Below are 12,551 nucleotides of genomic sequence, written 5' to 3'. Positions count from 1 at the left end.
ACCTCTTCCCTGACGTCGTGTTTCAGAAATTGCCGAGCCCGCCGCAGACGTTGAGCGCCTGCGCGGTGATGGAGGCGGCCGTCTCGGAGGCCAGGTAGGACACGAGACCGGCCACCTCCTGCGGGGTGGAGTAGCGGCCGAGGGGGATCTTCGCCTCGAACTGCTCCTGCACCGCGTCCTCGGTGGTCTCCCAGGCCGCGGCGTACCCCTGCCGTACGCGGGACGCCATGGGCGTCTCCACGTAGCCGGGACAGACGGCGTTGACCGTGACGCCCGTGGGGGCGAGTTCGCGGCCCAGCGCCTTGGTGAAGCCGACCACCCCGTGCTTGGAGGCGCTGTAGGGGGCGCCGAGCAGGACGCCCTGCTTGCCGGCGGTCGACGCGATGTTGACGATCCGCCCGTGTGCGGCGTCGGCCAGGCCACCGTTGCGCAGGACCTCGCGGGTCACGAGGAACACGCTGTTGAGGTTGGTGTCGATGACGTCGTACCAGAGGTCGTCGGTCAGATCGGCGGTGACGCCGCCGCCGCTGCGCCCGGCGTTGTTGACCAGGACCGTGACGGGCCCGTACGTGTCCACCGCGGCGCGCACCAGGTCGGCCACCGCGGTGCGGGAGCGCACGTCGGCGGCCCGGCCGTCCACCTCCAGGCCCTCGGCGCGCAGGTCGTCGACGGTCTGCTTGACGTCCGCGTCGGTGCGGGCGCACAGGAAGACGCGGTGCCCGGCGCGGCCCAGTGCGCGGGCCACGGCCAGTCCGATGCCGCTCGTGCCGCCGGTGACGAGGGCGACGGGGGGCTGTGCGGTCATGTTCGGTCCTCCTTCGAGGGGGAGAGCGGGACGGGGCGCGGGAAGCCCGGTTCGTGCGGCGGCGGTCCGGCGAGCCGGGTGGCCGGCCGCAGCGGGGCCACGGCCTGCTCCAGACCGGTCCGGGTCAGCGTGCGGCCGCGGGCGGCGACGTAGCCGTCCGGGCGTACCAGCAGCCAGCAGCCGGCCGGCAGGCCGAGCGCCCGGCGCAGCGCGAAGTCGGGGTCGCCGAGCGGGGCGGGGGCCTCGGCGGAGCCGCCGCCGACGGTGCGGACGGACAGCCACTCGCCGTACTGCACGGCGGCGGTGACGGCCACGCCGGCGGGTCCGTCGCCCGGGCCGGTGCCTCCGGCGGCCAGCAGCAGGGACCAGCGGGTGTCCCGCAGTTCCTCGTGCAGGGCGCGGAAGCCGGGCACCTCCGGGTCGTGGACCGGCGCCGCCGTGACCCGCTCACCGGGCGCGGGCCCGGTGCCGGTGAGGTGCGGGTGCTGGTCGGGGGTGGTCAGCGCGGACCGGGGGTAGCCGATGCGCAGCCCGGACATGCCGCCCAGGACCTTGCGCTGCACGGCCCGTCGCAGGCCCGGCACGTTGCGGACGACGGTGAAGACGACGGGCAGCGCCACGGACGCGAGCAGGTTCTTGAGCTGGACTAGGAAGGTGGCGGTGCGGGTGGAGCCGAGCAGGGCCCTGCCGATGGGGACCCGCTCCTCGCCGTAGCTGTCCAGGAGTTCCTCCCCGGCGTGGCCCTGGTCGACCTGGGCGAGCTTCCAGGCCAGGTTGTAGGCCTCCTGGATGCCGGTGTTCATGCCCTGGCCGGAGGCGGGGCTGTGCACGTGCGCGGCGTCCCCGGCGACGAAGACCCGGCCCTCGCGCATCCGCGCGACCATCCGCTGCTGGAAGGTGAAGACGGACGTCCACTCCGGTTCGCCGACCCGCACCGTGCGTCCGAGGCCGGCCGACAGCTTGGCCCCGAATCCCGCTCCGACGTCGTCGGTGGCGCCGGGGCCGGGGGCGGTGTCGAGCAGCCTCCAGTGGCCGTCCCGGGCGTAGGGCACCATCATCAGCGCCTGGCTGCCGGTGTGGGCCCAGTAGATGGTGTCGGGCGGCAGGTCGACGTCCACGGGCGCGTCGGCGAGCATCCAGGTCTCGCTGCTCTCGCCGACCAGCTCCAGGCCGAGCAGTCTGCGCACGGTGCTGTGCCCGCCGTCGCAGCCGACCAGCCAGGACGTCTCGACGACCTCCTCCCGCCCGTCGCGCGTCAGCCGCAGCACCACCCGGTCCGCGTCCTGCTCGAACGCGGTCAGCCGGGTGCCCCACTCGACCTCGACGCCGAGCCGGGCCACGGCCCGGCGCAGCTCCTCCTCGGTGTCCGTCTGGGCGACGATCAGTGAGTACGGGTGGGAGGTCGGCATCGTCGAGTAGTCCGCCTCCAGGCGCACCAGACGCCGGCCGCGCGCGAACATGGTGAAGGCGCGGTTGCGGCGGCCGCGCGCGATCACGGCGTCGGCGACGCCCATCTGCGCGAACGTCTCCAGGGTGCGCGGATGCGCGGCCACGGCTCTGCTGGTGCGCGCGGGTGCGTCGGCGGCGTCGACCAGGCGCACCGCGACGCCTCTGCGGGCGAGTTCGTGGGCGGCGGTCAGGCCGACGGGGCCGGCGCCGACGACGACGGCCCGGGGCTGCCCGGAGGCGGTCATCAGGCGCTCGCCTCCACCGTCTCGAAGAGCCCGGGCTCGGGCGTGGCGAGCGGGCCGAGCTGCTTGACCAGTGCCTGGAACTCCTCGCTGCGCACGGCCTTCTGGTGTGCGTCGGCGTCCTCCCAGACGGCCAGCTCCAGGTAGACGTTGGGGTGCCAGGCGTGCCGCATGACCTGGTGGCTGACGTAACCGGGCTGGGCGGCCATGTAGGCCGTGAGCCGGCTCTTGACGCCGAGGAAGGTGTCGAGGTCGCCGTGCACGGTCAGTTTGTTGACGAAGGTCACCATGGTCTGCTCCTGGAAGAGATCGAAGGGGCCTGCCCCGGACCCGCCGCCGAACGCGCCCCGCTCGGCGAGCGTCTGGCGCAGGCGGCTGCGGGCCGGCTTTCCGGTGGGGGTGCGCGGTACGGCGGACAGGGCCTCGGCGGCCCGGACGTGTTCGTGGTGCGAGAGCTGTGCGTTGGCGCGTTCGACGACGGAGCGCAGGACGCGGTCGCGGGACGACGGCGTGCCCTCCGGGTCGCGCAGCACGACACCGGCCCAGGCCACCCGGCCGTGCTCGGGGTCGCGCAGCCCGGCGACGACGCAGTCGGCGACCCGCGGGTCGCGGGCGAGGACCCGCTCGACGCGGCCGGGCGAGACGATCTCGTTGTCGTACTTGAAGATGTCGTCGACCCGGTCCAGCAGCCGCAGGGTGCCGTCGTCGTCGACCGAGCCGAGGTCGCCGGTGCTGTACCAGCCGTCGGCGCCGAGGTGGGTGCCGGGCCGCTCGCCGAGGTAGCCGGCCATCAGCTGCGGTCCCCGGACCTGCACCTCGCCGACGGCTCCGGCCTCGACCGGGTGGCGGTCGGAGAGGTCCACCAGGCGGCACTCGGTCCCGGGTACGGGGGTGCCGACGGTGCCGGGCCGGTGGGGGCTTCCGGGACGCTGGCAGTGGGTGAGCGGGGAGAGTTCGGCCATGCCGTAGCCCTGGACGACCGGGACGCGGAGCAGTTCGCCGAGGGTGCGCGCGGCCTCGGGCAGCAGCGCCGAGCCGCCGGACAGGACGGCGGTGAGCCGGGATCCGTCGCGTGCGGCGGGCGCGAGGCCGGGCAGCCGTTCGTCGGTGGCGAGCCGGTGCAGACGGGCGGGCAGCCCGTAGTAGTGGGTGGCGCCGGTGCCCGCGGCGACGGCCAGGGAGGTCACCGGGTCGGGGTCCTGGCACAGGACCTGGCAGGCGCCCGCGTCCAGTGCGCTGTTGAGGTGCATGACGTGGTAGAGCGGCAGGTGGTTGAGGGTGACCGAGTCCGGGCCGAGCCCGTGCGCGAGGGCGGTCTGCCGGGCGTTGGCGACGAGGTTGCGGTGGGTGAGCAGGACGCCCTTGGGGCGGCCGGTGGTGCCGGTGGTGAACTGCACGCAGGCGACCGCGTCCGGGTCGGCCCCGCCGGGGCGTCCGAGGGCGGCTTCCGCCGGGCCGTCCAGGGCCTCCTCCAGGGGCAGGCAGTTGGCGGGCACCGCACCGCCGGTGTCGGTGTCGGTGACCACGACGGTGCCGAGGGCGGGCAGGGCGCCGCGCAGCCGGGCCAGCCGTCCGGCGACGGCCGAGGGCACCAGGGCGAGTTCGGCGCCGGCGGCGGACAGGACGTGGCGCAGTCCCTCGTCGCCGATCAGCGGGTTGACCAGGACGACGGTGGCCCCGCCGCGTGCGACGCCGTGGTAGGCGGCGGCGAAGACCGGGTCGAGGACGGAGGCGACGGCCACGCGCGCGCCCGGGCGTCGGCCGGTCGCACTCCGCACGAACGTGGCGATCCGGTCGGCCAGCGCGTCCAGTTCGCGGAAGGTCCGGGCGCCGTGCCGGGTGCGTACGGCGTATCCCTCGGGATCGCGGACGGCGGCCGAGCGCAGCAGGCCGTCGACCGTCATGTCGGAGTACGCGAGGTTCGGCACGGCTCGTCCTCCAGCGGGTCTCGGGGGGTGCTCACCACGTTCTGCCGGACCGCTTGAGGAAGGTTCGAAGAGCGCTCGATCCGGGCGTCGGACAGTGGGCGCATCCGACGGAACGAAAGGCTGGTCCGCATGACCACCGAGACGCCCGACCGCATCGAGGACCTCGCCGGGCCGAGCGGGTTCGGGGACCTGTACGCACGGGTGCAGCGGTTCTACGCGCACCAGATGCAGCTCTTCGACCTGCACGACGCCGACGGCTGGGCCGCCACGTTCACCGAGGACGCCGTCTTCAGCGTGCCGACCCTGGACGAGCCGGTGCGCGGCCGGCCGGGCCTGGTCGCCAACGTGCTGCGCAACCGGCGCCGCCAGGAGGACGGCGGGGAGCAGCACCGGCACTGGATCGGCATGCTCGACGTGCGTACCGGTGCGGACGGAGTGCTGCACACGCGCTGCTACGCGCTGGTCCACGCCACACCCCGGGGCGGCGATTCGAGGCTGCTGCGGGTGTGCGTGATGGAGGACGAGCTGGTCCGTGACGGCGGCGAGTGGCAGACCCGGCGACGTGTGGTCACCCGGGACGACCTGGCCTGAAGGAGGCTGACGACATGACGGTGCAGACCATCGGCGAAGGGCTTGCCGCCGACGAGGGCGCCCTGTACGCGCGCGTCCAGCAGTTCTACGCGGAACAGGTGGCGCTCCTCGACGACCTGCGGGCGGAGGAGTTCGCGGCGACGTTCACCGAGGACGGCGTCTTCGCGCCCTCGCCCTCGGTGCCGGCGGCGCACGGGCGGGCGGCCATCGCGGCGGCGCTGCTGGCCGCGCACGAGCGGCGGTTCCGCTCGGAGGAGGTGCGCAGGCGGCACTGGTACAACATGCTGCGCGTTTCGGTGCGTCCGGACGGGGCGCTGCACACCCGCTACTACACCCTGGTGGCGGTTACCCGTCCCTGGAATCCGGTGCCGGACATCGGGCCGAGCAGTGTGGTGGAGGACCTGCTGGTGCTCCGGGACGGCGCGCTGCTCACCCGGGAGCGCCGGGTGGTCCCGGACCACCTGTCCTTCTGAGCCTGCGCTCAGGCGCGACAGGCCGGGAGCCGTCCGTGGTAGCGGGTCATCTCGGCGAACAGCGCGGGGATGTCCAGCGGTTCGCCGGGCCGGCCGCCGAGGGCCTCGTGGAAGGCGCGGTGCAGGTTGGGCACCAGGCGTTCGGCGTCGAGCAGGTCGGCGTACGGGCCGGGTCCCGCCTCCCGGGCGGTCTCCAGCGGGTCGAGTCCGGCGGCCAGACCGTCGGCGGCCAGCCGCTGGAGGCGGCGCAGGTAGTCCTCGTTGACGTCGAGCAGTTCCGGACCGCCCACCGGGCCGTGCCCGGGGACCACGGTGCGCGGACCGAGGGCGCGCAGGGTGTGCAGCGCCTCGATCGACCCGGCGACGGACCCCATGGGGCAGAACGGCGTCACCCCGGACATGACGAGGTCGCCGGTGAACAGCACCCGTTGCTCGGGCAGCCAGACGACGGTGTCGCCGGTGGTGTGCGCGGGCCCGGGGTGCAGCAGTTCGGCGCGCACCTCGCCCGCGTGGACGGTCATGCCGTCGCGGTGGGTGAGCTGCGGCGCCACCACCCGCGGGTCGCCCCAGCACACGTCGGGCCACAGTCCGGTCAGGTGCAGCCCGGCCGCGGTGACGTCGTCCCGGGCCCGTTCGTGGGCGACGATCACGGCCTCGGGGAAGAGGTGGTTGCCGAAGGTGTGGTCGCCGTGGAAGTGGGTGCTGACCAGCACGCGCGGCGGGCGCGGCACGGTCCGCAGCACCGCCTCGCGCAGCCGCAGGGTCCGGGCCCGGGTCGCGGCGGTGTCCACCAGGACGGATTCGCTCCCGTCGGTGATGAGCCCGGCGTTGCTCAGGCACCATCCGCCGTCCGGCTGGACGTGGGCGTGTACGCCGTCCGCGACCTCGATCAGCCGTCCGGTACCGTCCCGGGCGGTCACCGGCCGGTCCCTGGGCGGGCGAGGCTCGCGGGCACCGGGGCGGGGTTCGCGGGCGCCGGGGCGGGGGCCGCGGTCGCCAAAGCGGGGGCCGTGAAGAGGTCCGTGCGTACGGTGGCCGGGTCGGGTCCGTAGGCGATGCGGTGGGTGACGCGCTCGCCGATACGGGAGCGGGTGACCACGGAGGCGGCCCGGGAGCGCAGCCGGGTGGCGAGCGGACCGCTGCGGCCCAGCAGCGCCTTGGCCTGGATCCGCTGGACGCGGTGCACGCCGGCCGCGGCCGGCCTGCGCCGCCTTTCGTAGGGCAGCAGCCGGTCCCGGCCGGCGTCGCCGGCGCCGACCGCGTCGAGGAGCACGGGGTGGGCGGCGGCCGCGTCCTGGAGCGCGAGGTTGATGCCCTGGGCGCCGATCGGCCCGTGGGTGTGGGCGCTGTCGCCGACCAGCAGCAGTCCGTCGTCCACCCACCGGCCGGCCTGGGCGGCGAACACGTCGAGCAGGGTGAGGTCGGACAGCGAGCGCAGGTGGGTGTGGATCAGGTCGGCGAACCCGGGCAGGGCGTCGGCGAGTTCACGGCGGACGTCCTGGATGCCGCGGACCGCCACCCGGTTCCAGGTGCGGTGCGGCAGCGTCCAGCCGACCCGCAGCCGGTCCGGGTGGGTGTCGTGGACGAGCAGCGCGCCCGTCGCGGTGCGGTGCACCCGGACCGCCCCGGTGGCGCGGCCCGGGGCGGACAGCGTGAACCAGGCCACGTCCTGGTCGAACGCCTCGCGGCGGCCGGCGTCGATGCCCGCCAGCGTCCGGGTGCGGGAGTATCTGCCGTCCGCGCCGACCACGACGTGGGCCCGCACGGTGGCGGTCCCGCCGTCGCGCCGGTGCGCCACCACGCCCGCGATCCGCCCGCGCTCGCGCACCAGCCCGGAGACCCGGTGCCCTTCCAGGAAGGTGAGGCCGGGCAGTTCCCGGCAGGCGGCGAGGAGTTCGTCCAGCAGGTGGCGCTGGGGCAGCGCGAGCAGCCGGTCGTACGGGGCGGGCAGCCGGCGGTAGTCGACGTCGAGCAGCACGCGCTCGTCCTGGAGGACCTGGAAGCCGTCCAGTTCGCGGGCGCCGCGGGCGCGGGCGGCCGACAGCACGCCGAGTTCGTCGAGGACGCGCTGTCCGCCGGGCTGGAGTATCTCTCCGTGGAAGTCGCGGTTGAGGCCGGTGGAGCGCTCCACCAGGGCCACCTCGAGGCCGGAGCGCAGCAGCATCAGGGTGAGCGCCAGTCCGGCGGGCCCCGCGCCGACCACGCAGACGTCGACGCGGGGGGCGTTGGCGCGGTTCATCTCGGGGACGCGCGGCGAGGCCATGGCGGTCCTCCCTTTCAGGCGGCGGCGCGGGCGGACAGGGCCTGGTTGACGAGGTCGAGGTACTGGCGGGGCGTCTCCGCCTCGTCCAGCGCCTCCTCGTCGAGCGTGATGTCGTGGTCGCGCTCGACGATGCCGGTGACCTGGAGCAGGGCGAGCGAGTCGTAGCCCAGGTCGACGAACGGCGTGTCGAGGACGTCGCCGTTCAGGTCGATGCCTTCTCCCTCGCCGGCGCAGGTGCGCAGCAGGGCGGTGAGTTCGGTGAGTTCCAGCCGGTCCACGAGGTTCCTCGCCTTCGTCGGTTCCGTGGGTGGTCCGGGCCGCGGGTGCGGTGGCCGCGGCCCCGGGTGTGTGGTCGTCAGTCGGCGGCGCGTACGACGGTCGCGGCGTTGAAGCCGCCCCGGCCGCGGGCCAGGACGAGCGCGGTGCGCAGCCGGGCGGGGCGGGCCCGGCCCGTCACCAGGTCCACCGGGCAGTCGTCGGCGACGTCCGTCGTGCCCGCGGTCGGCGGGATCACCTGGTCGCGCAGGGCGAGCAGGGCCGCCGCCAGGTCCACCGCCGAGCCACCCGACAGCAGCCGCCCGGTCATCGCCTTGGGGGCGGTGACGGGCACGCCGAAAGGCCCGAACAGGGTGGTCAGCGCCTCTGCCTCGGCCCGGTCGGCGGCCCGGTCGCCGGCCGCGTCGGCGAACACGACGTCCACGTCCGCGGGAGTGATCTCCGCGTCGGCCAGGGCGAGTTCGGCGGCGGCGAGCAGCCGGGGGCGGCCGGCGCCCGGGGCGGGGTCGAAGGTGGCGGCGCAGCCCGCGACGAGGCCGAGGACGCGGGCCCCGCGGGCGCGGGCGGCGTCGCCGTCCTCGACGACGAACAGCGCTCCGCCCTCGCCGACGACGTGGCCGTTCGCGTCCGCGTCGAAGGGCAGGTAGGCCCGGTCGGGGTCGTGGGCGGTGCTCATCCCGCCGGCGGCCAGGTGGGCGGTCCAGCCCCAGGGGCACAGGGTGGAGTCGGCGCCGCCGGTCACCACGGCCTGGACGCCCCGGCGCAGGTGCCGGCGGGCCTGGGCGACGGCGTCGAGACCGCCGGCCTGTTCGGAGACGACGACTCCGCTGGGTCCGCGCAGCCCGTGCCGGATGGAGATCTGGCCCGAGTTGGCCGCGTAGAACCAGGCGAACGACTGGTAGGCGCCGACGTGCCGGCTGCCCCGGCTCCACAGGGCCTGTAGCTCTCGCTGGCCGAACTCGAATCCGCCGGCCGCGTTCGCGGTGACCACGCCGACGGCGTAGTCGGGCAGGCCTTCGGGGTCCAGCTCCGCCATGCCGAGGGCTTCGGCGGCGGCGGCGAGGGCGAGCCGGGTGACGCGGTCGGTCTGCGGCAGCAGCCGTCCGGACACGTGGTCCTCGTCGGTGAACCCGGCGATCTCGCCGGCCAGCCGGGCGGGCGAGCCGGACGCGTCGAAGCGGGTGACGGGGCCGATGGCGCTGCGGCCGCGCAGCGCGGACGCCCACCAGGCTTCGGTGCCGACGCCGCCGGGGGCGACGACGCCGATGCCGGTGACGGCCGCGGTGACGTCGCGGGCGCCGATCAGTCCGCGTTCCCGTCCGGCGAGGGCGGTCATGCGGCCACCTCCGGTCGTCCGGCGGTCAGGACCATCGCGCTCTGGAAGCCGCCGAAGCCGCTGCCGACGCTGAGCACGGTGTCGGTGCGCTGTTCCCGGGCCGTGAGCGGCGTGTAGTCGAGGTCGCAGTCGGGGTCCGGCTCGTGCAGGTTGGCGGTGGGCGGCACGGTGTCGTGCTTGATGGCCAGGGCGCAGGCGGCGATCTCCAGCGAGCCGATCGCGCCGAGCGAGTGCCCGATCATCGACTTGATCGAGCTGACCGGGATCCGCCGGGCGTGCTCGCCGAGGCCGCGTTTGAAGGCGGCCGTCTCGTGCTTGTCGTTCTGCTTGGTGCCGGAGCCGTGCGCGTTGACGTAGTCGACGTCCTCGGGGTTCACCCGTGCCTCCAGCAGTGCGACGCGGATGGCCTCGGCCATCTCGGCGCCGTCCAGGCGCAGTCCGGTCATGTGGTAGGCGTTGGAGCGGCCGGCGAACCCGGCGATCTCGGCGTACACGGGCGCGCCGCGCCGCCGGGCGTGGCCGTACTCCTCCAGCACGAGCATGGCGCAGCCCTCGCCGAGGACGAAGCCGTTGCGGGTGCGGTCGAAGGGGCGTGAGGCGGTCCCGGGTTCGTCGTTGCGGGCCGAGGTGGCGCGGATGGCGTCGAAGGAGGCCAGGGTGATGGGTGTGATCGGCGCCTCGGAGGCGCCCGCGACCATCACGTCGGCGCTGCCCTCGCGGATGAGTTCGGCGGCGTGGCCGAGCGCGTCGAGGCCGGAGGTGCAGCCGGTGGAGACGACGGCGACCGGTCCGAGCGCTCCGGTGTCCCGGGCGACCTCGGCGGCCAGGGAGCTGGGCACCAGGTAGTCACCGAGCCGTGCCTCGGCCCGGGTGTGGTCCAGTTGCCAGCCGGCGCCGTGCTCGCTGACGTGGGCGTAGATCTCGTCGAGGCCGGTGCTGCACCCGACGGCGCTGCCCAGCACCACGCCGGTGCGTTCGGCGGCGGCGGTGTCCAGGCCGCTGTCGGCGACCGCTTCGCGGGCGGCGACCAGGCCGAACTGGGCGGCCCGGTCGAGACGTCGGGCCTCTTCGGCGGTGAAGCCGTGCCGGGCGGGGTCGAAGTCGGCCTCGGCGGCGATCCGGGAGCGGAACCCCGAGGCGTCGAAGAAGGTGATGGGGCGGGTGGCGGTGCGTCCCTCGGTCAGCAGCGACCAGAACGCGGTGGTGCCCACACCGCCGGGCGCGACCACTCCGATCCCGGTGATGGCGACTCGTCTCATCGGCTGTCCCTCACGCTCGTCCTCCGGTGGTCGACAGTGATGCGGGCCGCGCCGCCGTCCGGCGGACGACGCGGCAGGCCCGCCCGAGCAGCCGGGGCAGTGCGCGTCCCCGTACGAAGAAGTGGTCCCCGGGCAGGGTGCGGGTGGTGGTCCGTGCCGCCGTCCAGCGGTGCCAGCCGGCCATCACCGGCGGCGGGGCCAGCAGGTCGTCCGCGCCCGCGACGGCCAGCACCGGCACCCGGAACGGGCCGCCGGCCACCGGGTGGCGGGCGGCGGCGCGCAGGGCGTCGGCGAGGACCAGGTCGTCGCGCAGCACCGGCAGCACCTTGCGCTCCCACAGGTCGCCGGGGACGGTGTCCGGCGGGCCGGCGCCCAGGGTGTCGAGCAGGCTCCGCAGCCGCCGTTCGGGCTCCCGGCAGGCGTCGGAGAGCACGGAGGCGGCGTCGGGCGGCGGGCAGGCGCCCACGGCGAGCAGCGCCGGGGTGGGCAGACCGGCCTCGTGCAGCGCCCGGGCGAGGGTGTAGGCGACCAGCGCGCCGAGGCTGTGGCCGTAGAGCACGTACGGGGCGGCGGGCGCGCGGAAGCCGTCGAACAGGTCGGCGAGCAGCGTCTCGCGTGCGGTCACCCGGGGTTCGCGCCGCCGGGCTTCGCGGCCCGGCAGCAGATGGGGCGTGGACAGGGCGCCGGTGCCCAGGTCGGCACTCCAGCCGTGGAAGGCGGAGATGCCGGCCCCGGCGTGGGCGAAGCAGTGCAGGGGCACCGGCGGTGCGTCGGACACGGAGCGTCCCTCCCCTCCCGCCGCGGCCTTCGCGGACCGCGTGCGGCTTCAGGCCGCGTACAGGTTGAAGGTGGAGGTGCGGCGCGGTCCGCACGCCACGTCGAGGGCCGGGTCGACGGTGAGCATCGCCTGGTGCAGCCGCTGGAGCTGCGGTGACGGCTCCACGCCCAGTTCCTCGATCAGCCGGCCGCGCAGCCGGCGGTAGACGTCGAGCGCGGTGGCCTGCCGGCCGGAGCGGTACAGCGCCACCATGGCCTGCGAGTGCAGACCCTCGTGCTGCGGGTGACGGGCGATCAGGTCGGTGAGTTCGGCGATCAGCTCGGCGTGCCGGCCGAGCCGGAGGTCGACGTCGATGCGCCGCTCCACGGTGCCGAGCCGGCTCTCCTCCAGCCGCATGACCTCGATCTCCAGGATCGGTCCGACCCGGACGTCGACCAGGGCCGGGCCCTGCCACAGGGCGAGCGCGTCCCGGAAGAGGTCCGCGGCCTGTTCGTCGCGCGCCTCCTCGAAGGCGGCCTGGCCGGCCGTCACCAGCTGCTCGTAGCGGTGGACGTCGACGCTCTCCGGCGGGACCTGGAGCAGGTAGCCGCCGTGGCGGGTGGCGAGCACCTCCTTGGCGCGGCCCGGGGCGTCGGGCCCCATCGCCGTGCCGAGGCGGCGGCGCAGCTGCAGTATGTACGTCTGCATGGTCGTCATGGCGCTCTGCGGCATGTTGGTGCCCCAGATCTCCTCCATGAGCGTGGGCACGGGCATGACCCGGCCCGGATAGAAGGCGAGCAGGGCGAGGATCTGCCTCGGCTTGCCCGCGGTCGGAACGATCGAGACCCCGTTGACGTCGGCGCGCAACGGACCCAGAACCTGAATCTCCATGGTTTCCTCCCCGTACCGGTCCAAGGTGGTCGAGGCCCCTCGGTGGCTCAAAGCCGTCGGCCGTGAAGCAAGCTAGCCCCACTCGTGGCGTGTCTCCCGGGATCTCGACCGGCGTTCGAGCGACTCTCCACAGACCGGCTTTCGCCCTGTCGCCGCACCGCTCGAGAACGCTTGTACGAGCGCTGGAAGGGGGCTCGCGGACCGGCCCGCCGGCGTCGTACGGCGGCTACCGTCCGAAGGGACCGTACCTTCGCCCCCGACCGCCGCCGGACCGGATGACG

The 12,551-nt window shown here is 74.9% G+C and carries 12 protein-coding genes; 2 read left to right on the top strand and 10 right to left on the bottom strand.

Going from position 1 to position 12,551, the window contains the following annotated elements:
- Positions 1 to 22: 22 nt before the first annotated feature.
- The 3 genes from fabG to IE108_RS29550 are packed head-to-tail and all read right to left on the bottom strand — an operon-like array spanning position 23 to position 4,424.
- Complete coding sequence (gene fabG / locus IE108_RS29560) at positions 23 to 805, bottom strand: 3-oxoacyl-ACP reductase FabG (RefSeq protein ID WP_064732216.1); 783 nt, start codon at positions 803 to 805, stop codon at positions 23 to 25.
- On the bottom strand, positions 802 to 2,499 hold the full coding sequence (locus IE108_RS29555) for an FAD-dependent oxidoreductase (protein WP_064732215.1): 1,698 nt from the start codon (positions 2,497 to 2,499) through the stop codon (positions 802 to 804). The genes fabG and IE108_RS29555 overlap by 4 nt, the downstream gene beginning before the upstream one ends.
- Positions 2,499 to 4,424 carry an AMP-binding protein gene (locus IE108_RS29550; RefSeq protein ID WP_079163895.1) on the bottom strand — a complete coding sequence of 642 codons (1,926 nt, stop codon included), beginning with the start codon at positions 4,422 to 4,424 and terminating at the stop codon, positions 2,499 to 2,501. The genes IE108_RS29555 and IE108_RS29550 overlap by 1 nt, the downstream gene beginning before the upstream one ends.
- A gap of 129 nt (positions 4,425 to 4,553) precedes the next feature.
- Here IE108_RS29550 and IE108_RS29545 point away from each other — a divergent pair, with 129 nt between their 5' ends.
- Together IE108_RS29545 and IE108_RS29540 are read left to right on the top strand one after the other, a co-directional pair.
- Positions 4,554 to 5,015, top strand: a complete 462-nt coding sequence (locus tag IE108_RS29545) for a nuclear transport factor 2 family protein (protein ID WP_064732214.1) — start codon at positions 4,554 to 4,556, stop codon at positions 5,013 to 5,015.
- A gap of 14 nt (positions 5,016 to 5,029) precedes the next feature.
- Entirely contained in the window at positions 5,030 to 5,488 is a 459-nt protein-coding gene (locus IE108_RS29540) for a nuclear transport factor 2 family protein (protein WP_064732213.1), read from the top strand.
- An 8-nt stretch (positions 5,489 to 5,496) separates the two neighbouring features.
- On the opposite strand, the gene IE108_RS29535 is transcribed toward IE108_RS29540, so the two are convergent.
- From IE108_RS29535 to IE108_RS29505, 7 genes are all read right to left on the bottom strand, one after another.
- Positions 5,497 to 6,408 (bottom strand): MBL fold metallo-hydrolase, encoded by a 912-nt coding sequence (locus IE108_RS29535; RefSeq protein ID WP_064732212.1) that lies wholly within the window; start codon positions 6,406 to 6,408, stop codon positions 5,497 to 5,499.
- Complete coding sequence (locus IE108_RS29530) at positions 6,405 to 7,751, bottom strand: FAD-dependent monooxygenase (protein ID WP_064732211.1); 1,347 nt, start codon at positions 7,749 to 7,751, stop codon at positions 6,405 to 6,407. Before IE108_RS29530 ends, IE108_RS29535 begins: the two co-directional genes overlap by 4 nt.
- A 14-nt stretch (positions 7,752 to 7,765) precedes the next feature.
- Complete coding sequence (locus tag IE108_RS29525) at positions 7,766 to 8,029, bottom strand: acyl carrier protein (RefSeq protein ID WP_064732210.1); 264 nt, start codon at positions 8,027 to 8,029, stop codon at positions 7,766 to 7,768.
- Between the two features lie 77 nt (positions 8,030 to 8,106).
- Entirely contained in the window at positions 8,107 to 9,363 is a 1,257-nt protein-coding gene (locus tag IE108_RS29520) for a beta-ketoacyl synthase N-terminal-like domain-containing protein (protein ID WP_064732209.1), read from the bottom strand.
- Entirely contained in the window at positions 9,360 to 10,622 is a 1,263-nt protein-coding gene (locus tag IE108_RS29515) for a beta-ketoacyl-[acyl-carrier-protein] synthase family protein (protein ID WP_064732208.1), read from the bottom strand. The genes IE108_RS29520 and IE108_RS29515 overlap by 4 nt, the downstream gene beginning before the upstream one ends.
- 10 nt (positions 10,623 to 10,632) lie before the next feature.
- A complete protein-coding gene (locus tag IE108_RS29510) occupies positions 10,633 to 11,400 on the bottom strand; it encodes a thioesterase II family protein (protein WP_064732207.1) in 768 nt (255 codons plus the stop codon).
- Between the two features lie 48 nt (positions 11,401 to 11,448).
- Entirely contained in the window at positions 11,449 to 12,270 is an 822-nt protein-coding gene (locus tag IE108_RS29505; protein ID WP_064732206.1) for an AfsR/SARP family transcriptional regulator, read from the bottom strand.
- Positions 12,271 to 12,551: the final 281 nt, after the last annotated feature.

Source organism: Streptomyces parvulus (genome assembly GCF_014648855.1).
In the GTDB taxonomy this organism is placed as follows: Bacteria; Actinomycetota; Actinomycetes; order Streptomycetales; family Streptomycetaceae; genus Streptomyces; species Streptomyces parvulus.
The sequence above is the reverse complement of the archived record's forward strand: the minus strand, read 5'-3'. Positions and strand labels throughout refer to the sequence as shown.